The following is a 19101-nucleotide window of genomic DNA, read 5'->3' on the forward strand; positions in this document are numbered from 1 at the left end:
TGAAAAATATAATTTAGAAAGGTATTAATGAGTCCTAAAGAACTTCTTGTTGAAATCAAAGATTATGCAGATGTAGCTGATGCTAGTTATGCAATGTTTGATAAAAACCAATAAACCTAATGATACCTTAATTTATATTGAGAGAGTTCAATAAATGCTAGAATTCTTTGTTAATCTTTTAATATTAATTTTTATATTTTTCTTTTTTATTTTTATATTTTCTACCATTTTATATTTTAGTGCTAAAATCTTTTATAGAATAAAAAACAAAACAAAAACTATAAAATTTAAAACAATATTTAAAGAGCTTTCTTTATATCTTTGGCCTGTATATCTTTTATTATTTTTTAAAGGTGGTTGTTCTTATCAATATATGGATCCACAATATTATGAGTTTAAGAGGTTGTGTAAAGATATAGACAATAAAGTAATAATTTATGATAAAGCTTATTGGGAAATGTATAGCGATTTTACAAAAAAAAAGCCTTCTGTAGAAAAACGAGTTAAGGATGATGGTTATGAATATTTTTATTATAAGAAACTAAATGAAACATTTACTTACTATGATATAAAAGATGTAATTAAATCTGAGAAACGAAATGGTGGAGTTATAACAGTAGTTTATGATAAAAAATATAAAAAAATGCCCAATCCTTTTGCTTCATATATAAGATATAATTATAAAAATTATGGTATATTTTTAAGAGGTGATGAGGGTGCTGGATTCAATTTTGAATATCAAGAAGTATTCACATGTAGTTATTTTGATAATTTTAAGTAAGGAGAAAAATGCCTAAAAACATTAAAACACAAGAAGCCAAATTAGACTTAATCGCTAAATTTTTAGATTATGCTAATGTAGCAGATGCTAGTTATGCTCTATTAGAACCGGTTTTTGTAGGTGTTATCATTGATAAAAAAGGAAAGGAGTTGGAAAAAGATTTAAATACCCAAAAACTAGGCGACAAACATGATAATCAAAATTCTACCTATGCAAGAGCTATACAAGCTCGTTTTGAACAAAGTAAAATAATTAAAAAAGATAGTTATTGCATTCCTTTTGTGGATACTTGCTTTTTTTATAATGAAATAACTTTAGATAATGATATTAGTAGAGTAGGATTAAATGATACATTAAGTAAAAGAACCATTGAATTTGTAAATAGATTTAGACTTTTAAAACATCAACCTAACACTACAAGTGGCTTTAGTGCTACTTTGTTTTATGATAAGAGAAGAGTTTGTTTAAAGGTATAGTGTATAGGTAATGATTTTTGTATTTTTAAGATAAAGTTATAAGATTTATATTTTAGCATTTTAAAAATAATATTGTTAGAATGAAGATTTGTAGAAGACTAAGAGAGTTTCAAAAGAAACTCTTAGGATAAGTCTATAAGAGGTTTTTTGGGATTTTTTTGAGGGTATAAGTATTAAAAATTATGGTAAAATCATAATTAATTTATTATCTTTAAAAACATAAGTAAGTAGCTATTTCTTGGTATTAGCTATAATGGTTAAGAAATTTAAAATAAGATATAAAAATTGAAAAAGTTAAGGAGAAAAAGTGGCATTTACTGAAAAATGTGTAGAGTGTGGTGAGGAGGTAGATAAAAGTGAAAGTTTATCAGTATTTCAGTCTTTTTTAGATGGTGGTATTATTGAGTGTAAAAAATGCAAAACGCGTTATAAATCGAAGTATAAAACAGCAGTTCTTGATGGAATGATACCTATAAGTGTTGTTGCTGTTATTGTGATTGTGGTAGTGGATTTTTTGCTATCTTTAGCAGGAATAAGAACCATTGGTGTGGTGATGCCTATTTTGGTAGCATTAGTGGTTTATCGGATTCTTGGAGCTTATTTTATGCCATTAAGGAAGATAGGCAAAAAAGATGAGCAGTTTTTTGATATTAAAGATGAATTTTAGCATTTTGGTGAATTTTGTATGGAAGAGATAAGACAGGCTTGGAATTTAAAAGCAAAAGATTTTCCTCGCTATCAAGAAGGTCAAAAGGATAATTTAGAAATTTTGCAATTTTTTAGAGATTGTGGAGTGGATTTTAAAAATAAAACAATACTTGATATTGGTTGTGGAAATGGAAGATTTTCACTAGAACTTGCAAAGGAAGCTAGGGAAATATTGGGGCTTGATATTTCTCCTATGATGATAGAAATTTTACAAGAAGATGCTAAAAGCATGGGTTTTTTAAATATAAAAACTAGGGTTGGCACTTGGGAAGATTATGAGATAAAGCATGCTTTTGATTATGTCTTTGCCTCTATGAGTCCTGCATTAAACAATAAAGAAAATTTCATAAAAGCTTTAAGCAGTTGCACTGTAGGTTTGTGTTATGTAGGCTGGGGAAGAGTTAGAAAATCAAGCTTTTTAGAGGGAATCTTAAAAGAGCATGGATTGAATTTAGAATTGCCCGTGGGGCTTCCTAATGTGCTTTCTTGGCTAGAAGAGTTAGGAATGCAAGCTCCCCCTTTTCTTTACAAAGCTTCCACAATCACAAAAACAAGCAGTGTAGAAAAGGCGATTTTAGATGCAGAGTTTGCCATTAGAGTGCATGGGGGCAAAGCTAGTATGGATTTGATAAGAGATTATATAAAAAGTCTGACAAAAGAAGAAAGCATTATTTATAAAGAAGAAAGGGAAATAGGTTTAGCCTTTATTGCCGTATAGACTTCCATATCTTTTTTCTTGTGGTGCCTTATATCCTATAAAGATTGTATGCACTATTGTGCTTTGCTTGCAATGATAAATAAAATATTTTGTAAAATCGCATTTTGTGATAACAGATAAGGTGGGTAAATTGTGAAAACCTTTAGAGCAAAGAAAGCTATAAAAGAGTATGTTAGAGACTTAGCTGTCGTTACAGGAAATAAAGCAGCAAAGTAAGCATAGTTTATCTACAAACACAGTGTTGTGCAAATTTAAAAAGAATAATCTAGAAATGTAGGCATTTTTTAGATTGTTATGCGAATTGAATTTCTTTGCAGTAATAAAAAAGGATTATCATAAATTAAAGCTTTTGCAATGATGATTTGGAGTTTCTAGTATGGCATTTGTAAATGCTAGTAGAGATTATTTATACGCACTTCTCCTAGACAAACAAGAAGAGATTGCAAGACTTACCTTGTGTAAGTCTTGCAATAGTAATGGATGGTTAAGCTTTTATTGAGAAGATTGGCTTATAGAACACTCATACATCCTAAAATAATGGTTGCAATAAATCCTGCTAGAATAGTGGCATATTGAATTCCCCTTTTTTTCTTATTGGCAAAGAGTGTAATCATAAGTCCGCTCATATAAAGCAAGATTAGAGTAATCCCAAAACCAATTGCAAGAATATTAAAATACCAAGCACCTTTTGATTTGTGTAGCATAATCAAATCCCCAATAAACGATCGCTCTTTTGTAGTAATATTATAAGTAATCTCGTTATTGGAAATTTCTCCTTTTTTAATGCTTGCTAAATAATGTGTGCTTCCCATACTTAAAGCACCACTTTTTTTGTCAATTTTAGGTTCTGTAGCTTTTGGGAGAGCTATATTGTTCTCTTTTAAATAGCTTGTTAAAATATCTGCTTCATTGATATTTTGGGTGTTAGAGGAGATTTTATGTGTGTAGGTATTAATCGTTGCTCCACTATCTTGATCAAATCCACTAATATAGAGAATCCCAGTAATTGCGTAAATGAGTGCAACAGGTAGGAAGAATAAACTAAGATAGATGTGAATATTGCGAAATGTTTTTGTCATTTTGCGTCCTTTGTAATAAAAATTTAGGCTAGAATTTTAATACAAAAATGTGAATTTTTTATGAAGTTTATAAAAATTGCATAATTTTTAGCAATTTTTTAAAGAGGCAATTCTCTCTTTATAATCTCCGCTAAAAATATAGCTTCCTGCTACTGCAATATCTACCCCACATTCTTTAAGAGCGGTGATATTATCTTTGCAAACCCCCCCATCTACTTCTATGAGGCAGTTTGGATTGATTTTTTGGCACATTTGCTTTAGAGTTTTGATTTTTTCTAAAGTATTTGGGATAAATGTTTGACCTCCAAAACCTGGATTTACACTCATAATAAGAACCATATCAATATATTCTAAAAGATAAGTGAGTGTGTTTAAATCGCTATGAGGATTAATAGCGATTGCTGGAGAGATTCCATAAGAGCGGATTTTTTGTGCAAGGCGATTTGCGTGTTTTTCTTCTTCAATGTGAAAAGAGATAAATTTGGGTTTAAAGGGTGCAAATAAATCTACAAAAAAGGAATTATTTTCTACCATTAGATGAATATCAAAAGGTTTTGTAGCATATTTTTCTATAGAATTTAACACAGGCGTTCCAAAAGTAAGATTAGGCACAAAATGTCCATCCATAATATCAATATGGATTAAATCACAACCTGCTTGGCAAATTTGGGTAACCTCTTCTTGTAGTTTTCCAAAATCTGCAGAAAGAATACTGGGTGCTACTAACATATAAATCCTTTTTAAAAAGTAAAAATATAACTTATTTTATCAAAAAAGCGATAAAAAATAGCGTTAATAAGCCATAAAAAAATTTTTTTAAGCTATAATGCAAAAGTATTTAAGTATTAAGTAGAATTAATTAAAAAGAATGCAAACTATGTAATGGAGTTTTTTAAATAATGATAAAGCAAGAATTAGAAGAAATATTATCCGCTTTTAAGCGTGCTACCTTGCCTATTTATGAGGTTTTAAAAACTAGTATGGGTGAATATGCTACAAGCAAGAATCAAACAGGAGATTTGCAATTAGAAGCAGATATTAGAGCGGATTTAATTTTGCAAGAGATTTTTAAAGAAGTAAAATGTATTAAACAAATATGTTCAGAAGAACAAGAAAATGCAATAGAGCTTCATAAAGATGGGATTTATAGTATTGCTTATGATCCATTAGATGGTTCTTCTTTGATGGGGGCAAATTTAAGCGTAGGGAGTATTTTTGGGATTTATAAGGGAGATTTTTTACCTCAAAATTTAGTAGGTGCTGCTTATGTAGTGTATGGAATGGTAATTGGGCTAGGTTTTGCAAGTGTGCTTAAAGAGGGTGTGGATTATTATGTCTTTAATGGCAAAGATTTTGCCTTGCAAAAAACTTTATTATTAAAAGAAAAAGGTAAGTTGAACGCTACAGGTGGCACACAAGCAAATTGGAGCAAATCCCATAAGGAATTAATAGAAAGTCTTTTTAATAAAGGCTATCGTTTGCGTTATAGTGGTGGAATGGTTCCAGATTTGCATCATATTTTGGTAAAAGGTGGAGGGCTTTTCTCTTACCCTAGCACACAAGATGCTCCTAAGGGTAAATTAAGAAAGCTTTTTGAGGTATTTCCTTTTGCATTTATTTATGAAAGAGCAGGTGGAGAGGCTATAGATGGTAAAAAAAGGCTATTGGATTTGCAAGTAGAACATTTGCATGATACAACCCCTTGTTTTTTTGGCAGTAAAGAAGAGATAGAATATGCAAGAAACCATTGATTTAACACAGATTTTAAAAGATCTTAAAGAATGCCAAAGAAAGTATGATGTAAGCAGTTGTGGTTTTTGCAAAAAATATGGTAAATGTGATTTGCAAAATGAATGTGTAGAGGCAATCAACTCTCATTTGGCTCTTAAAACACAAGAATTGCAAGAATGTCAAATTAAGCACCAATATTCTAGCTGTATGCAATGTGAGCAGATGTTAGAATGTCCTTTGCGTCTTAGTTATGTGGAGGATGTGTATTTGAGTATGAATAAAGGAAATGGAGGAAGCTTTGAATTCTAAATTTTATATTACAACACCTATTTATTATGTAAATGATGTGCCTCATATTGGCCATGCTTATACAACAATTATTGTAGATTCCCTTGCAAGATACCACCGATTAAAAGGGGAAGAAGTTTATTTTTTAACCGGAAGTGATGAGCATGGACAAAAGATAGAGCAATCAGCATGCAAACACCAAAAAGAGCCTAAAGTATATGTAGATGAGATTTCAAAGCGTTTTAGGGATTTATGGGACAGTTTTGGAATTTCTTATGATATTTTTATCCGTACCACAGATGATTTTCATATAAAATCCGTGCAAGCAGCATTTTTAAAAATGTATGAAAAAGGAGATATTTACAAAAGTGAGTATGAGGGAAATTATTGTATCTCATGTGAGGCATTTTTCACTCCTTCGCAATTAGTTAATGATAAATGCTGTCCAGATTGCAAAAAAGAAACGACACTTTTAAAAGAAGAGAGTTATTTTTTTAGGCTTAGTGCTTATGAAGATAAGCTTTTGCGGTGGTATGAGGAGAATGCTGATTGTATTTTGCCAAAAAATAAAAGAAATGAAGTGATTAATTTTGTAAAAGCAGGATTAAGCGATCTTTCTATTACACGCACAAGCTTTGATTGGGGGGTGAAGCTACCTAGACAACTAATAGAACAAGATGGAGCAAATGCAAAGCATGTGATGTATGTTTGGCTAGATGCTTTGATGAATTATCTAAGTGCTACAGGTTATGAAAACGAACAAAAAGTAGCGTATAAGGATTTTTGGCCTGCAAACTATCATATCGTAGGTAAAGATATTTTGCGTTTCCATGCAATCTATTGGCCTGCGTTTTTGATGAGTCTTGGTATGCCTTTACCAAAGCATATTGGAGTGCATGGATGGTGGACTAAAGATGGGCAAAAGATGAGTAAGAGCATTGGCAATGTAATAGATCCAAAAGAAGTAGTAGAGGCTTATGGGGAAGATGCTTTTAGGTATTTTATTTTGCGTGAAGTTCCTTTTGGGCAAGATGGAGATTTTTCACAAAAAGCTATGATTGAGCGTATCAATGCGGATTTGTCTAATGATTTAGGAAATCTTTTAAATAGACTCTTGGGAATGGGTGAGAAATATTTTAAATACCATTTAAATATTAAGGAAGAAATTTTAAGAAAAGAATTTGCACAGGAGTGGGAAAAAATCCAAAGAATTTTTGAGGAACTAGAAGGATTTTTAGAAACTTTGCAGATTCATAAATATTTAGAAGAGTTATGGAAGATTTTTACTTTAGCAAATGCAACCATTGCTAAAAAAGAGCCTTGGAATTTAATGAAAGAAAATAAAATTGAAGAAGTAAGTGCTCTTTTATTGTTTGTATCTAATGTGCTATGCAAAGGTGCTATTATGTTAAGTCCTTTTATGCCAAAGGCTGCAAAAGAGATTTTGGAGGTGTTTGGAAAAGAGGCAGATTGCAAAAGTTATTTAGAATTTATTTGTAAAGATATGCTCTTAACACAAATAGAATTAAAGCCAAAAGGTATGCTTTTTCCAAAATTTGAAATTCCAAAGACAAATGAAGCTAAAAAAGAAGAAGCTCCTAAGAAAAAAGAAGCAGAATTGCCTAAATTAGAGATTGAAAATCCTATCAATATTGATGATTTTTTCAAATCACAAATAAGAGTTGGGGAGATTAAAGAAGTAGAAGAAATTGCAAAAAGCGATAAACTTTTGAAGCTAAAAGTAGATTTAGGAGAAGAGCGTCCTAGACAGATTTTAGCAGGTATTAAGGCTTATTATACAAAAGAAGAATTGATTGGCAAACAAGTATGTGTTTTGGCTAATCTAAAGCCTGCTAAGCTCATGGGAGAGCTAAGTGAGGGAATGATTTTGGCTTCTAAGGATGAGGATGGATTGTCTTTGATAATTCCACAAAAAACAAAAAAAGTTGGTTCTAAAATTAGCTAAATAAGGGAGATTTGGTGAAAAAGAAAACAATGGAAGTGGGTGTAAATGAGATTGTTGAGATTGCGTATGGGACGCTACTAAATCAGCCTAGTATTTCTTATTTTACAAATATTTGTGATGATCTTTTGGAAGTTAGAGAGGGAACACTTTTTGTAGCTAAGGAAGAGAAAGATATTCAAGAGGCGATACAAAAGGGAGCTTTTGGGATTCTCTTTAGTGGTGATTTTGCTATGAAAGATGAAGAAGTAGCATGGATTAGTGTAGAAGACATAGAGTTTTCTCTTTTGAGAATTTTACGCCACTATATTATGATACATAATATTTTATTTTTCTCTTTAAAGCTTGATGAATATGAGATTTTAGATTCTATTTTAGTGCATAAGAAAAATTATGCTTGTGTGAATGGTTCTTTAATTACACTTATTCAAAAAGTTATTAAAGGTGAATGTAGTCATATTTTTTATTTAAATACTAATGAACGCCTTTATGAGATTGTAAAAGAAGTGCATATTTTAGATAAAATCAAATTAAGCGAGGAGGAATATTCTTTTAAGCTTATTTCTTATTCTTTGTTTAGTATGAAGATACTCTATGGACATACACAAAGTTTAGAATACACAATCCCTATTCCAAGATTATTTATCCAAAGTTTTGCCAAAGTTTTGAGTTTGGTGGAAAATTATTCACTAGAAATTAAATTAGAAAATATTGCAATGCTCTCAAATTTCAATCCCCTATACATTGATAATAAAGGTTTTTTGGCTACTTTTGGAAGCACAAATCAAGTATTGATTTCCACAGAAGATGTGAAGCTATATGAGCAGTTTTTGGCATATTTTAATCTTTATGCAAAATGGGCTCGTTTGCTCTTTTTTGTTCCTAATCAATATAAAGAGATTTTTAAGCCTTATTTAGATGTGCGTTTTTATTATAACAAAGAAGAATTATTTGAGAAATTATCTTGTGAAAAATATAATTTTGCTATTATTTTGGGTGTGGATTCTAAAATTTTAGAAGAACACTATACGCACAATGAAAAGCAAACCGATTTATTTGAATTTTTTAATGAGGAAAAAGAATGAAAATAGCAGTTCCAGTTTACGATGAAAATTTAAAAATATTTGAAAATACAGGACATACTCCTTATTTTGCAATCTTTAAGCAAGTAGGAGAGGGAATGTTTAAAAAAATTGATTTATTAGAGCTTAGAGAGAATCCAAGGGCAAATATCCACGCTAATAAGGGATGTTCGCATAAAGATGAAGATATGAGCCAAGAGGAGCAAATCGCTCACAAAAAAGAACATGATGTCTTAGGAGAGATTATTAAAGATTGCCAAGTCGTGCTTGTAAAAATGGCTTGCAAAAATACTGCAAAAGTTTTTAATGAATGCGGGATTAAGATTTGTAGAGTTGCTCCTCAAGTAACTTTTGCTAAAGATTCTTTTGCACATATACGCCTTTCTTAGTCGTATTTAGTGGATAAAGCAATAGTTGGAACACCTTTTGCTTTTTACCTTTTTAGAAATTATACAAAAGGTAAAAAATGCAAGGTGGATATTTTAGTTCCGTAGGTGGTATGGTAACCCAGATTAACCGCCTAGATGTGATTTCAAACAATATCGCAAACGCCAACACAACAGGATTTAAACGCGATGAAGTTGTGATTGGTGATTTTTTGCGTCTCTATGAGCAAAATAAAGATTTTCTTCCTATTGATGATCAAACCAAAGAAGCAGCAAAGTTTTATAACCGCTCTTTAAATCGTGTTCCCCAAATCGTAGAGGAATATACGGATAGAAGTGTAGGCGGAATGATGCAAACAGATAATACTTTTGATTTTGCACTCTCAAGAGAGAATGCGTTTTTTATGGTGGAAACTCCAGATGGTGTCGCTTATACGCGTGATGGTTCTTTTATATTAAATGAAGAAGGAAGACTTGTTACAAAAGAGGGTTTTCCAGTTTTACCTAGAGAATATGCAGATGCACCTCAATATATTGAATTTGTAGATGGTTTTCAAGTAGAAGTGGATACAAATGGGAATATTTACAATCGCTCTTTAAATAATGAAGAAATGAACGAAACAATTTTAACTTCTAACCTTGCAGTGGTTTCTTTTGAAAATCCAAAATATTTAAAAAAGATAGGAAATAATTTATACACTTATCCCAAAGAGCGTTTAAACGAACGAGAAATGCTAGAGCAGAGTGGTTCTGTAAGGCAGGGATTTTTGGAGAAAAGTAATATCAATGTTGTTTATGAAATGAGCGGATTGATTGAAACAAATAGGCTAGTGGAGGCTTATTCTAAGGTTCTTAAAACCCATATGGATGAGCTAAATACTGATGCAATTACAAAATTAGCAGCAAAAGCATAACAAAGGATTGAACTATGATGAGAGCACTTTATACAGCAACAACAGGGATGTTAGGACAGCAATTACAAATTGATGTTACTTCAAATAATATTTCTAATGTAAATACTTTTGGTTACAGAAAAGAAAGAGCAGAATTTGCAGATTTGTTCCATCAAGTATTACAGTATGCAGGTTCTAGCACAAGCGAGACTACTTTATCTCCAACAGGAATTGAAGTAGGGCTTGGTGTGCGTCCAACTTCAGTGCAAAAGCTTTTTGGTCAAGGTAATTTTAAAGAAACAGAAAATAACTTTGATATTGCAATCACAGGTAATGGATTTTTTCAAATTGAAATGCCAGATGGGACAATCGCTTATACGCGTGATGGATCTTTTAAAAGAGATGATGAAGGAAATGTGGTAAATTCTCAAGGTTATCTTTTGGTGCCAAATATTACCGTTCCAGATGATTTTACAGAATTTAATGTGGGAACAGATGGCACAGTTACCGTAGTGCAAGGGAATGATACAACAGAGCTAGGGCAAATTGAAATTGTAAATTTCATTAATCCAGGCGGTTTGCATGCATTGGGAGATAATCTTTATCTTAATACAAATGCTTCAGGAGATCCAATTGTGGGAACACCAGGTTTAAATGGTTTTGGACAATTAAGACAAGGTTTTATTGAAACAAGCAATGTAAAATTAGTAGAAGAAATGACAGATTTGATTGTAGGGCAAAGAGCTTATGAGGCAAATTCCAAATCTATTCAAACAGCAGATTCTATGCTACAAACTGTAAATCAGCTCAAGCGTAATTAATAGCTAAAGCCTAAACTTAGGCTTTGCAATTTGGGCAAATCCCAAGAAGCGCAATGGAACTATCTTGGATTTTATAATTTGTTTCTCTCTCGCAATTTTCTTTTAAATCTTTAATGGCTTTATCTAGATGAATATCTTTAATATCACCACAACTCTCGCATACTAAATGGATATGGGGTTGTTTAATAAGTTCATAGCGTTGTTTTTGGTTGGGAAGTTTCACTTCATCTATGATTTTGGCTTCTTGCATAGAAGTTAGGTTTTTATAAATAGTAGCTAAAGACATAGAGGGGTGATTTTCTTTAATATTTTCATAAATTTCTTCAATACTAATATGCCCATTTTTTTCAATTTCTTTTAAAATTGCCATTCTTTGTGGTGTAACTTTTAGATTATTTTCTTTTAAGATTTCTTTAAAATGCATAAATATCTCCTTTCTGCCTTAAAAATTTTAAGTCAAGAATCATTATAAATTTGAATGCTACTAAAATTATTTTTCTTTGTCAATAAAAATTATCCAATAATAATCCAAAATTTATGGTAAAATAAAAAGAAAATTATTGTTTTTATAACGATTAAAGCTCCAATATTTTAAAATTGCAAATTTTATTGCAAAAAGTAAAATTTTAAAGAAGATGTAAGGAATAGATTTTGTTTGGTAGTATTACAGAAAGTTTTCAAAGTGTTATTAGTAAAATACGCTTTCAAGATGATGAAAAGGCGTTAAAAAGAGCCTTAGATGAGCTTAAGAAGTCTCTTTTAAAATCTGATGTGCATTATAAGGTTTTAAAAGAGCTTTTATCTTCTGTGGAGCAAAAAACAAAATTAGCAGGCATTGGAAAAGAAAGCTTTTTGCAAGCTCTAAAAGAATCCTTGCATTCTATTTTAGAGATTTCGGGGAATTATGGCTTTATCTTTGCTCCAAAGCCTCCTACAGTTATTTTGATGGCAGGTTTGCAAGGGAGTGGTAAAACCACAACAACTGCTAAATTAGCTTATTATTTAAAAGGTAAGCAAAAGAAAGTTTTACTTGCTGCTTGTGATTTGCAAAGATTGGCAGCGGTGGAGCAATTACGCCAGTTAAGTTTGCAGGTAGGAGTAGATTTTTACCATAAAGAAAATGCAACTCCTATGCAAATCGCAAAAGAGGCTAAAGAACTTGCTATTAGTGGATTGTATGATGTGCTTTTGATAGATAGTGCAGGAAGGCTCGCTATTGATGAAGCACTTATGAATGAATTAAAAGATATAAAAAGTAGTGTAAATCCTAATGAAGTTTTTTATGTAGTAGATAGCTTAAGCGGTCAAGATGGCGTAAAAAGTGCACAAACTTTCCATGAGCAAATCCATTTAGATGGTGTGATTTTGAGTAAGTTTGATGGAGATAGCAAAGGGGGGATTGCCCTGTCTATCGCACATCAAATTGGTATTCCATTGCGTTTTATAGGCGTAGGAGAAAAAATACCAGATTTAGAAGTTTTCTTGCCTGATCGTGTAGTTGGAAGACTTATGGGGGCAGGAGATATACACTCACTAGCAGAGAAAACCGCTGCGGTAATTTCTGATAAAGAAGCCAAAGATCTCTCTAAAAAAATTAAAAAAGGAAAATTTACGCTTAATGATTTTATTGCACAATTAGATAATCTAAAAAAAATTGGCTCTATGCAGTCTATTATGTCTATGATACCAGGTTTGTCTAATATGGCAGGTGCATTAAAAGATGTGGATTTGGATAATTCTAAAGAAATCAAGCAAATAAGAGCTATGGTATCTTCTATGACACCTAAAGAAAGGGAAGAGCCAAGTCTTTTAAATGGAAGCCGTAAAAAGAGAATTGCAATGGGAGCGGGGCTTGATGTGAGTGATGTTAATCGCTTTTTAAAGCAATTTGAAAATGCAGCTAAAATGGCAAAAAGATTTTCTAATAAAGGCGGTATGGGAGATTTAATGGGGCTTATGAAAGAGGCTAGAATGGGACAGCTTAAAATGTAAGCCCCTTTGTTGGATAAATTTGTCTAAAGAAGATATAATAATCTCTTTTTTAGACAGATTTATTTCTGTGAATTAAATTTAATCTTAGGAGTTTTTATGGCAACTGTTATTCGCCTAACAAAAATGGGACGCAAGAAAAAGCCTTTTTATAGAATTGTAGTAACGGATAGTAGAAAGAAAAGAGATGGTGGTTGGATTGAGTCTATTGGTTTTTATAATCCTTTAGCAGAGCCTTCAATAGTAAAGTTTGATGCAGAAAGATTGAAGTATTGGACAAGCGTAGGTGCTAAAATGAGTGAAAGGGTTAAAGCAATCACAAAATAATGGTAGAGATTTTTATAGAAAAGTATGTCAAAAAGATTGCACTAGATCCAGAAATGATCCAAGTAAATAAGGTGCAACTTGATGTGAATTTTTATGAAATACAGATTTATTCATCTACGCAGGATATAGGGCGTCTTATCGGTAAAGATGGTAAGATGATAGGCTCTTTGAAAACTTTAATTTCTGGTGTTAAGGCAAAAGATGGTAGCACTTATCGGGTGGTTGTAAAACCTTATGAGATATAATATCCCTAAAAATTGGGTAAGTGTAGCTAAGATTGGTCGTAGCGTTGGATTAAAAGGGGAGTTATTACTCCATTTAATGAGTGATTTCCCAGAAAGTATCCAAAAAAATGAAGTTTATTACACCCAAAAGGGCGAAGAACTTCAAGTAGAAACCTACAATATTAAGCGAGCTTTGGTAAAATTTGTAGGAGTAGATACGCAAAATGATGCAAAAAAACTTACAAACTGTATTCTTTATAGCACGCAAAATAAAACCAAAGAAACTTGCAAGCTAGAGGAGGGCGAGTTCTTTTGGTTTGAGTTAATAGGTGCTAGAGTGATTGAAGAAAGTAAGGTTTTGGGTGTTGTAGAAGATATTGAGCGGATGGGATCGAGCGATTTTTTGAAAGTTGGCACTTCTAAAGAGTTGCAAGCATTGAAAATGCCAAAATTTTTTATGATACCTTTTTTGGAGCGTTTTATTATAGAAGTTTTAGAAAAAGAAGGGCTAAAAGAAATCCATACGCGTTTTTGCAAAGATATTTTAGAGAATAGTTGATGAAATTTACCTTTGTAACGCTATTTCCAGATTTAGTAAGCTTTTATTTTAAAGATTCTATATTGCATAAAGCTATTATAAAAGGACTTATTGAGGTTTCTTTTATCAATCCACGCACATTTAGTAAAAATAAATATTCTAAAGTAGATGATTATCAAGTGGGTGGTGGTGCTGGTTTATTGCTAGAGCCACAAAGTATTAGTGATTGTTTGGAGTTTTTGTTGCACAAAGAGCCACAAAGCCATATCATTTTTTTAACTCCTTGTGCAAAGCAATTTAATTGTAAAGATTCTAAGCGTTTATCTTTGAAGAAAAATATTATTTTTGTTTGTGGGCGTTATGAGGGTTTTGATGAACGCCTTATTGAATTGTATGCTAATGAAGTATTTAGCATAGGGGACTTTGTGATGACAGGTGGAGAGTTAGCCGCACTTTGTTTGTGTGATAGTATCTCTAGGAATTTAACGGGAGTTTTAGGGAATATGGAGTCGCTAAAAGGCGAAAGTTATGAAGATTCTTTGCTGGAGGCACCTAATTTTGTAAAACCTTATGAATTTAAAGGACTTTTTGTGCCTTCAGTATATTCAAAGGGTAATCACGCTATAATCTGCGACTTTAAAAAACAGGTAGCAGAGGCAAAGACTAAGTTTCATAGACCCGACCTCTATCTAACTAAAAGGTTAAACAAATGAGAAATAAGTATATTCAGCATTTTGAAGATGCACAAATTTCTGGCAAAGAGATACCAAGTTTTAAAGCAGGGGATACTCTAAAAATAGGTATTAGAATTTCTGAGGGCGATAAAACAAGAATTCAAAATTTTGAAGGTGTTTGTATCTCTGTAAGAGGCGTTGGCACAGGTAAAACTTTCACAATTAGAAAAATTGGTGCAAATGGTGTTGGGGTTGAGAGAATTTTCCCAATCTATTCTGAAAGCATTGAAAGCATTAAAGTTCTAAAAGTAGGCCGTGTTCGTAGAGCTAAACTTTATTATTTACGCGGAAGAAGCGGAAAATCTGCTAGAATTAAAGAAATTAGAAAATAATTTCTTTTTATGTTTAAGTGCTCTTAAGAGTGCTTAAATAACTATTATTTTACTTATCTAATTTTTATTGGCTAGACTTCTTACTATTCCCTCATTTTATAAGCATTGACATAACAAAAACGGAATGATTTTTGGTATAATTCTTAGAATTTTGATTAAGGTAGAAAATGTTTTGCAAAGATTATTTGGATTTAATCTCTAAGCTTACTGGATTTTTATACGATGAGGTTACAAAAAGAGGATTTTCATCTGTTGTATTAGGGCTTAGTGGAGGGATTGATTCTGCTGTGGTGGCACTTTTATGCAAGAGGGCTTTTCCTAACTCTACCCATACACTTTTGATGCCATCTTTTAGTTCTTCTAAAAGCAGTATAGAAGATGCACTAGAACTATGCCATCAATTTAAAATTTCTCATACTATCATTCCTTTAGAAAATATGCAAAAATCCTTTATAAATACTTTGGAAATTCCTAAAACTTCGCTAATGCGTATAGGAAATTTAAGTGCAAGACTTAGAATGATTTGTCTTTATGATTATTCTTTTGCAAATTCTGCTTTAGTAATTGGCACAAGTAATAAAAGTGAGTTAAAGTTGGGTTATGGCACTATTTATGGGGATTTAGCGAGTGCTATCAATCCTATTGGAAATCTTTATAAAAGTGAAATTTATTCTATAGCTACCCATTTAGAAGTGCCACAAAGTATTATGCAAAAGGCACCAAGTGCAGATTTGTATGAGGGGCAAAGCGATGAAGCAGAGCTTGGATATTCTTATTTGGAGCTTGATACAATTATGACTTTTTTAGAAAAAGGTTTAGAAGATGAGGAAATTTTGAAAAAGGGTTGTTCTAAAGAAGCACTAGAATTTGTTAAAATGCGTATGCAAAAGATGAGTTTTAAACAAGAAATGCCACTTATAGCAAGATTTTAAAGGAATTTAATGCGAAATATTCCCTATTTTATACCCGATATTACAGAGGTTGAGCAAGAAGCAATCCATAAAGTTTTAGAACATCCAAGCTATAATTTAGTGCCTCAATTTGAAGAAAGTTTTAAAAAGTATATAGGAATAGATCATGCTATTTCTACTAATAGTGGGACTTCAGCTTTTCATCTTTGTTTATTTGCAATGGATTTGAAAAGAGGCGATAAAATCATTTGTTCGGTAAATTGTCATCCTATGTTTCCGCAGATGATACGCCATTTTGATGCAGAACCTATTTTTGTGGATATTGATGAGGATACTTTTATGCTATCTTTGCAAAAATGCAAAGAGGCTATTGAAGCAAATCCTAGTAAAAAGTTGCGTGCAATTATTCTAAGCCATACCGCTGGACAGGCATGCGAGTTGGAGCCTTTTTTAGAACTTGCCAAAAGTCATCAACTTAAAATTATTGAAGATGCTACGATGGCGTTGGGGCTTAGCTATAAAGGAAAAAGAATAGGAAGTAATAAGGAGATTTATGCGTCTATTTTTAGCGTGGTTTTGGATTCTCCGATGCCTGTGGCTCAAGCTGGATTTTTAGCAACAAGTGATGAGGAACTAGCCAAAAGAGCAATTTTGTTGCGTTATCATGGAATTGTGAGTGAGAAAGTTACGAGTGTGCGTCCGCAGTATCTTTATGATGTTGTAGGGCTTGGAAACAAATATAATCTTAGTATGTTAGATGTTGCACTTTGTGCTAGTCAGCTAGATAGAATGGATTATATTGTAACTAAGCGTAAAAGTTTAGCAGAGTTTTATCACAAGGAGCTAAAATCCATTCCTCATATTAGCCCTCCTATTGTTAGAAATGAGCATATTTATTGTCATTTTATCATTAAAGTGGAAAAAAATCGTGATGATTTTGCCAAAGAGATGAAAAATGAGGGCATAGAAACTGGATTGCATTTTGTGCCTTTGCATTTATTAAGCTATTATAAGAGTAAATATAAGTTAAAAGTGAATGATTTTCCTATTGCTCTTAAAAATTATCAGCAGATTTTGAGTTTGCCTATTTATAGTGCAATGAAAGAGGAAGATTTAGAATATGTGATTGATACAATCAAAAATATTATTAGAAAGAGAGGATAGTTTTTTGCGAACTATTGAGAGATATTTTTATGCACCTAGCACATTGCAAAAGATTTTAGCAATCTGCCTATTGCCTATTAGTTTTATTTATGCAATTATTGCAACTTTAAAGCGAAAGCTAACCATATGTGAAGATTTTGGATTGCCTATTGTGAGTGTTGGAAATTTAGTTTTAGGAGGAAGTGGAAAGAGTCCTTTTATTATAGAAATTGCTAAAGATTATGAAGATGTATGTGTGATTTTAAGAGGTTATGGACGCAAGAGCAGAGGTTTAAAAATCGTTAGCATAAAGGGTGAGATTAAAGAAGATGTATTAAATGCAGGAGATGAAGCATTAATGATTGCAAAAGCATTGCCAAAAGCTTCTGTGATTGTATGCAAAAAAAGAAGAGAAGCAATTTTTAAGGCAAAAGAAATGGGGGCAAAAGCGGTATTTTTAGATGATGGATTTAGGTTTAATTTCAAAAAGTTAAATATTATTTTAAAGCCAAAATTGGAGCCTTATTTTAGTTTTTGTGTGCCAAGTGGGGGTTATAGAGAGCTTAAAAGTGCTTACAAAGAAGCAGATATTTTAGCAAGAGAGGGAGAGGATTACAAAAGAGAAGTAAAAGTGCTAAATAAAACAGAAAGAATGTTTCTCTTAACTGCTATTGCTAATCCTTCAAGATTAGAAGAGTATTTGCCAAGTGTTGTGGGTAAGATGAGCTTAAAAGATCACAGTTATTTTCCTAGAGAAAAAATTTTAGAAGAATATCAAAAAGTAAATGCCACCTCTTTGCTTGTAACACCAAAAGACGCTGTGAAGTTAGAAGAATTTGGGCTTCCTTTGTCTATTTTATCGCTAGAGCTTGTTATAAAAAATGAGATAAAAGAGGAGATTAAAAGATATATTGAAGCCTCTTGATAGATATTTGGCAAAATCTTCATACAATCTTCATAAAATCATTTTATAATTCTCTCACAAGATAAGCAAAAGCTTATCAAACTAACACAAAGGATGAAAAATGAAAAGTTTAAAGGTTTTGGCAAGTGTATTTGTAGCAGGTGCAATGATGAGTAGTGTGGCTATGGCAGGTTATGATTTTGATGTGCATGGGCAAATCTCCAAAGTAGATGATAAAAATAAAAGCATTACTTTAGCTTCTCCAAATGGGCAAGAGCTTGTGATTAAAATTCTTCCTTATACAGAGATTAAAGGAGATGATTGCGGGGCGTTTGGGCAAGATATTTATGGTAGTTTTAAAGATTTGACAGTAGGTAAATTTGTGAAAGTAGAAGCAGTTCCTTATGGAGGTTATAATGCTTATAATCAAAACAATTCCCAAGCTATTAATCCAAAAATAGGATTACCTAATAATGGTGAACTGATAGCAAAAGAAGTAGAATGGAAATGTGTGCCTAAAGCATATTAAGAATTTAAGGAGGGATTGGATAATTCCTCTTTACAACATTTTAACTCCCTAAAAAGTATTTTTATTAATAAATTTGTCATCTAAGGTGGCAAATTTATTATCATTTTGGATGTGGATAAATAAGCTATAATCCAAATCACCAGCAAAGACAGCTATCTTTATTTGTAACCCCTTTTATTACTAAGAGCTTTTAGATTTGTGGTAATCTATCGCCCTCTATCATCACTGCGAGGTGATGTAATTGCTATAGTAATTTTAGATTTATCTTTAAGGCATTTCTTGTCATTATAAGAGTTCGTAGAGCTCATAGCAATCTAAGAATTTACTTTTATATAGATTATTCTTTTTTAGACTGTCACACTTTGCTTTAATTTGTTTGCAGTGAAAGAACAGAATGTCATTGCGAAGCTCTTTAGAACTGAAGCAATCTATAAAAGAACTCTTTAAATTAAAAGGATACTTACCTTAGCAAATATAAATATTATTAAATAAAATTTAGAATATAAAAATAATAATTTTATAATTCATAAAATCTTAAAAAATA

Annotated in this window: 25 protein-coding genes; 22 read left to right on the forward strand and 3 right to left on the reverse strand. The window is 31.8% G+C overall.

The annotated features are described in order from the left end of the window. Nucleotides 1-154 precede the first annotated feature (154 nt). The 5 genes from B6S12_RS09015 (at nucleotide 155) to B6S12_RS11720 (ending at nucleotide 3182) form a co-directional block, all read left to right on the forward strand. Nucleotides 155-781, forward strand: a complete 627-nt coding sequence (locus B6S12_RS09015; protein WP_111230463.1) for a hypothetical protein — start codon at nucleotides 155-157, stop codon at nucleotides 779-781. Nucleotides 782-789: 8 nt separating this feature from the next. Then, nucleotides 790-1257 carry a methyltransferase gene (locus tag B6S12_RS09020; protein WP_111230464.1) on the forward strand — a complete coding sequence of 156 codons (468 nt, stop codon included), beginning with the start codon at nucleotides 790-792 and terminating at the stop codon, nucleotides 1255-1257. A 307-nt stretch (nucleotides 1258-1564) separates the two neighbouring features. Further along, nucleotides 1565-1924 (forward strand): hypothetical protein, encoded by a 360-nt coding sequence (locus B6S12_RS09025; RefSeq protein WP_111230465.1) that lies wholly within the window; start codon nucleotides 1565-1567, stop codon nucleotides 1922-1924. An 18-nt stretch (nucleotides 1925-1942) separates the two neighbouring features. After that, nucleotides 1943-2683 carry a class I SAM-dependent methyltransferase gene (locus tag B6S12_RS09030; protein ID WP_111230466.1) on the forward strand — a complete coding sequence of 247 codons (741 nt, stop codon included), beginning with the start codon at nucleotides 1943-1945 and terminating at the stop codon, nucleotides 2681-2683. Nucleotides 2684-3059: 376 nt separating this feature from the next. Further along, on the forward strand, nucleotides 3060-3182 hold the full coding sequence (locus B6S12_RS11720) for a hypothetical protein (RefSeq protein WP_281267893.1): 123 nt from the start codon (nucleotides 3060-3062) through the stop codon (nucleotides 3180-3182). 10 nt (nucleotides 3183-3192) lie between these two features. Here B6S12_RS11720 and B6S12_RS09035 read toward each other — a convergent pair whose 3' ends face one another. Then, nucleotides 3193-3762 (reverse strand): hypothetical protein, encoded by a 570-nt coding sequence (locus B6S12_RS09035; protein WP_111230467.1) that lies wholly within the window; start codon nucleotides 3760-3762, stop codon nucleotides 3193-3195. A gap of 87 nt (nucleotides 3763-3849) precedes the next feature. Then, a complete protein-coding gene (rpe, locus tag B6S12_RS09040) occupies nucleotides 3850-4491 on the reverse strand; it encodes a ribulose-phosphate 3-epimerase (protein ID WP_111230468.1) in 642 nt (213 codons plus the stop codon). A gap of 170 nt (nucleotides 4492-4661) precedes the next feature. Between rpe and B6S12_RS09045 the strand changes: the two genes are divergently transcribed. The 7 genes from B6S12_RS09045 to flgG all read left to right on the forward strand — a co-directional run bounded on the left by B6S12_RS09045 (nucleotide 4662) and on the right by flgG (nucleotide 10926). Then, a complete protein-coding gene (locus B6S12_RS09045) occupies nucleotides 4662-5513 on the forward strand; it encodes a class 1 fructose-bisphosphatase (RefSeq protein ID WP_111230469.1) in 852 nt (283 codons plus the stop codon). After that, the gene (locus B6S12_RS09050; RefSeq protein ID WP_111230470.1) at nucleotides 5497-5802 is read left to right on the forward strand and encodes a hypothetical protein; all 306 of its coding nucleotides are present in this window, start codon (nucleotides 5497-5499) and stop codon (nucleotides 5800-5802) included. The genes B6S12_RS09045 and B6S12_RS09050 overlap by 17 nt, the downstream gene beginning before the upstream one ends. After that, a complete protein-coding gene (metG, locus tag B6S12_RS09055) occupies nucleotides 5780-7747 on the forward strand; it encodes a methionine--tRNA ligase (RefSeq protein WP_111230471.1) in 1968 nt (655 codons plus the stop codon). Before B6S12_RS09050 ends, metG begins: the two co-directional genes overlap by 23 nt. Nucleotides 7748-7761: 14 nt before the next feature. After that, nucleotides 7762-8829: a hypothetical protein gene (locus B6S12_RS09060; protein ID WP_111230472.1), complete on the forward strand. Its 1068-nt coding sequence runs from the start codon at nucleotides 7762-7764 to the stop codon at nucleotides 8827-8829. Next, nucleotides 8826-9215 (forward strand): NifB/NifX family molybdenum-iron cluster-binding protein, encoded by a 390-nt coding sequence (locus tag B6S12_RS09065; RefSeq protein WP_111230473.1) that lies wholly within the window; start codon nucleotides 8826-8828, stop codon nucleotides 9213-9215. The genes B6S12_RS09060 and B6S12_RS09065 overlap by 4 nt, the downstream gene beginning before the upstream one ends. Nucleotides 9216-9292: 77 nt before the next feature. Continuing rightward, nucleotides 9293-10126, forward strand: coding sequence for a flagellar hook-basal body protein (locus tag B6S12_RS09070; RefSeq protein WP_111230474.1), 834 nt, complete (start codon nucleotides 9293-9295; stop codon nucleotides 10124-10126). Between the two features lie 14 nt (nucleotides 10127-10140). After that, entirely contained in the window at nucleotides 10141-10926 is a 786-nt protein-coding gene (gene flgG, locus B6S12_RS09075; RefSeq protein WP_111230475.1) for a flagellar basal-body rod protein FlgG, read from the forward strand. A 16-nt stretch (nucleotides 10927-10942) separates the two neighbouring features. Here the strand turns inward: flgG and B6S12_RS09080 are convergent, their stop codons facing one another. Beyond that, a complete protein-coding gene (locus tag B6S12_RS09080) occupies nucleotides 10943-11350 on the reverse strand; it encodes a Fur family transcriptional regulator (protein ID WP_111230476.1) in 408 nt (135 codons plus the stop codon). Between the two features lie 227 nt (nucleotides 11351-11577). Between B6S12_RS09080 and ffh the strand changes: the two genes are divergently transcribed. From ffh to B6S12_RS09130, 10 genes are all read left to right on the forward strand, one after another. Beyond that, complete coding sequence (ffh, locus tag B6S12_RS09085; protein ID WP_111230477.1) at nucleotides 11578-12918, forward strand: signal recognition particle protein; 1341 nt, start codon at nucleotides 11578-11580, stop codon at nucleotides 12916-12918. Between the two features lie 96 nt (nucleotides 12919-13014). Further along, nucleotides 13015-13242, forward strand: a complete 228-nt coding sequence (gene rpsP, locus B6S12_RS09090) for a 30S ribosomal protein S16 (protein WP_111230478.1) — start codon at nucleotides 13015-13017, stop codon at nucleotides 13240-13242. Further along, nucleotides 13242-13487, forward strand: a complete 246-nt coding sequence (locus tag B6S12_RS09095) for a KH domain-containing protein (RefSeq protein ID WP_111230479.1) — start codon at nucleotides 13242-13244, stop codon at nucleotides 13485-13487. The genes rpsP and B6S12_RS09095 overlap by 1 nt, the downstream gene beginning before the upstream one ends. Beyond that, nucleotides 13477-14025 (forward strand): ribosome maturation factor RimM, encoded by a 549-nt coding sequence (gene rimM, locus B6S12_RS09100; protein WP_111230480.1) that lies wholly within the window; start codon nucleotides 13477-13479, stop codon nucleotides 14023-14025. The genes B6S12_RS09095 and rimM overlap by 11 nt, the downstream gene beginning before the upstream one ends. Then, a complete protein-coding gene (gene trmD, locus B6S12_RS09105; RefSeq protein WP_111230481.1) occupies nucleotides 14025-14717 on the forward strand; it encodes a tRNA (guanosine(37)-N1)-methyltransferase TrmD in 693 nt (230 codons plus the stop codon). The genes rimM and trmD overlap by 1 nt, the downstream gene beginning before the upstream one ends. Further along, nucleotides 14714-15070, forward strand: a complete 357-nt coding sequence (gene rplS, locus B6S12_RS09110) for a 50S ribosomal protein L19 (protein ID WP_111230482.1) — start codon at nucleotides 14714-14716, stop codon at nucleotides 15068-15070. The genes trmD and rplS overlap by 4 nt, the downstream gene beginning before the upstream one ends. A gap of 167 nt (nucleotides 15071-15237) precedes the next feature. Continuing rightward, nucleotides 15238-16002, forward strand: a complete 765-nt coding sequence (locus B6S12_RS09115) for an NAD+ synthase (RefSeq protein ID WP_111230483.1) — start codon at nucleotides 15238-15240, stop codon at nucleotides 16000-16002. 9 nt (nucleotides 16003-16011) lie between these two features. Then, nucleotides 16012-17145, forward strand: a complete 1134-nt coding sequence (locus B6S12_RS09120; protein WP_111230484.1) for a DegT/DnrJ/EryC1/StrS family aminotransferase — start codon at nucleotides 16012-16014, stop codon at nucleotides 17143-17145. A 4-nt stretch (nucleotides 17146-17149) separates the two neighbouring features. Next, a complete protein-coding gene (locus B6S12_RS09125) occupies nucleotides 17150-18049 on the forward strand; it encodes a tetraacyldisaccharide 4'-kinase (RefSeq protein WP_111230486.1) in 900 nt (299 codons plus the stop codon). A gap of 100 nt (nucleotides 18050-18149) precedes the next feature. After that, complete coding sequence (locus tag B6S12_RS09130; RefSeq protein ID WP_111230485.1) at nucleotides 18150-18557, forward strand: hypothetical protein; 408 nt, start codon at nucleotides 18150-18152, stop codon at nucleotides 18555-18557. The last annotated feature ends 544 nt before the right edge of the window (nucleotides 18558-19101 follow it).

This window comes from Helicobacter valdiviensis (assembly GCF_003245365.1).
Classification (GTDB): Bacteria; Campylobacterota; Campylobacteria; order Campylobacterales; family Helicobacteraceae; genus Helicobacter_D; species Helicobacter_D valdiviensis.

Bases quoted from the DNA above. Each gene is read 5' to 3' on its own strand.
- B6S12_RS11720 (WP_281267893.1), top strand. From the start codon at position 3,060: ATGGCATTTGTAAATGCTAGTAGAGATTATTTATACGCACTTCTCCTA.
- B6S12_RS09080 (WP_111230476.1), bottom strand. From the start codon at position 11,350: ATGCATTTTAAAGAAATCTTAAAAGAAAATAATCTAAAAGTTACACCA.
- B6S12_RS09020 (WP_111230464.1), top strand. From the start codon at position 790: ATGCCTAAAAACATTAAAACACAAGAAGCCAAATTAGACTTAATCGCT.
- B6S12_RS09065 (WP_111230473.1), top strand. From the start codon at position 8,826: ATGAAAATAGCAGTTCCAGTTTACGATGAAAATTTAAAAATATTTGAA.
- B6S12_RS09115 (WP_111230483.1), top strand. From the start codon at position 15,238: ATGTTTTGCAAAGATTATTTGGATTTAATCTCTAAGCTTACTGGATTT.
- B6S12_RS09120 (WP_111230484.1), top strand. From the start codon at position 16,012: ATGCGAAATATTCCCTATTTTATACCCGATATTACAGAGGTTGAGCAA.
- B6S12_RS09015 (WP_111230463.1), top strand. From the start codon at position 155: ATGCTAGAATTCTTTGTTAATCTTTTAATATTAATTTTTATATTTTTC.
- rpe (WP_111230468.1), bottom strand. From the start codon at position 4,491: ATGTTAGTAGCACCCAGTATTCTTTCTGCAGATTTTGGAAAACTACAA.
- B6S12_RS09130 (WP_111230485.1), top strand. From the start codon at position 18,150: ATGAAAAGTTTAAAGGTTTTGGCAAGTGTATTTGTAGCAGGTGCAATG.
- metG (WP_111230471.1), top strand. From the start codon at position 5,780: ATGGAGGAAGCTTTGAATTCTAAATTTTATATTACAACACCTATTTAT.
- B6S12_RS09050 (WP_111230470.1), top strand. From the start codon at position 5,497: ATGCAAGAAACCATTGATTTAACACAGATTTTAAAAGATCTTAAAGAA.
- B6S12_RS09095 (WP_111230479.1), top strand. From the start codon at position 13,242: ATGGTAGAGATTTTTATAGAAAAGTATGTCAAAAAGATTGCACTAGAT.
- trmD (WP_111230481.1), top strand. From the start codon at position 14,025: ATGAAATTTACCTTTGTAACGCTATTTCCAGATTTAGTAAGCTTTTAT.
- B6S12_RS09035 (WP_111230467.1), bottom strand. From the start codon at position 3,762: ATGACAAAAACATTTCGCAATATTCACATCTATCTTAGTTTATTCTTC.
- B6S12_RS09030 (WP_111230466.1), top strand. From the start codon at position 1,943: ATGGAAGAGATAAGACAGGCTTGGAATTTAAAAGCAAAAGATTTTCCT.
- rplS (WP_111230482.1), top strand. From the start codon at position 14,714: ATGAGAAATAAGTATATTCAGCATTTTGAAGATGCACAAATTTCTGGC.
- rpsP (WP_111230478.1), top strand. From the start codon at position 13,015: ATGGCAACTGTTATTCGCCTAACAAAAATGGGACGCAAGAAAAAGCCT.
- flgG (WP_111230475.1), top strand. From the start codon at position 10,141: ATGATGAGAGCACTTTATACAGCAACAACAGGGATGTTAGGACAGCAA.
- B6S12_RS09045 (WP_111230469.1), top strand. From the start codon at position 4,662: ATGATAAAGCAAGAATTAGAAGAAATATTATCCGCTTTTAAGCGTGCT.
- rimM (WP_111230480.1), top strand. From the start codon at position 13,477: ATGAGATATAATATCCCTAAAAATTGGGTAAGTGTAGCTAAGATTGGT.
- B6S12_RS09070 (WP_111230474.1), top strand. From the start codon at position 9,293: ATGCAAGGTGGATATTTTAGTTCCGTAGGTGGTATGGTAACCCAGATT.